Origin of the sequence: Pararhodonellum marinum, assembly GCF_015354735.1 — a bacterium.
Classification (GTDB): Bacteria; Bacteroidota; Bacteroidia; order Cytophagales; family Cyclobacteriaceae; genus Pararhodonellum; species Pararhodonellum marinum.
The window spans coordinates 1-879 of record NZ_JACEFJ010000045.1; the positions used below are offsets into that span (position 1 = coordinate 1).

Here is an 879-nt window from a genome sequence, read left to right on the forward strand (position 1 = left end):
GCGGTTTGCAAAAATGGCAGGGTTTTGGAGTTGAAACGAAAGGTCTAGGCAAATTTATTAACTTTGAAAACTGAAACGAAAGTGAATTGCTATTTTGCCCGCCACTGTAGCAAGCCGACAGACGTTACCAGTAAATTTATGACAACCATAATAAACATAGACAGACTTAAGATTTATCGCAATTATGGTGGCGACATAGACGGACTTTTGAGAATGGGAAAGAAATCCGACTTGGACGCATTCGGACCTAACCTTGATAACATTTGGGGGGAAATTACAAGTTTTAGTCAAGACGTAGAGTTAATTGAAAAAGGACTTGTTTCCAAAGAATATGCAGACAAGTCAATCGAAAAAATTAAATCACTCTGTGACCAACCAGCGTTTGACGAGTTGACCAAAACTATTTCAACAACAAGAACCAACCTTCTCGACATTATCAAGGACTATCAATTATCCGCTGACAAAGCAGTTCAAATTTTTAAAGATAAATACAAAGTCAATGACATTCTTGAAGGTTGGCATTGCAGAGTATACGAACAGACAGGTAAATTAATTGAAGAAGGGCTTTATTTTTACGCCTTTCACGGAATTGGATTAGCTGCTCATTTCAAAGACAAAATTGTTGACTTTGATTTTGCATATTTTCCTGAACCAAGACACGATGGTTTTGACTTATGGAGACTGACAAACTTTATACAAAATCAACGCAACAAATATCCTGACTATAAAGACAAGGACAAAATTGAAAGAGAGTTCAAAGAGCTGATAAAAAATGGAGTTATTGCAAAACCTAAATTAGAAAATTCAACGACACTTTATTTTTTTAGCGACACATTAAAGACAGAAATAATAGACGAGACAGAGAAAAAAACTACTGGT

1 protein-coding gene is annotated in these 879 nt (G+C 35.6%); it reads left to right on the forward strand.

Annotated features, from left to right (window positions below; translation table 11 throughout):
• Positions 1 to 63: 63 nt before the first annotated feature.
• Positions 64 to 879 (forward strand): DUF6896 domain-containing protein (locus H1A14_RS23055; RefSeq protein ID WP_194778672.1); only part of this gene is annotated, 816 nt, incomplete at its 3' end.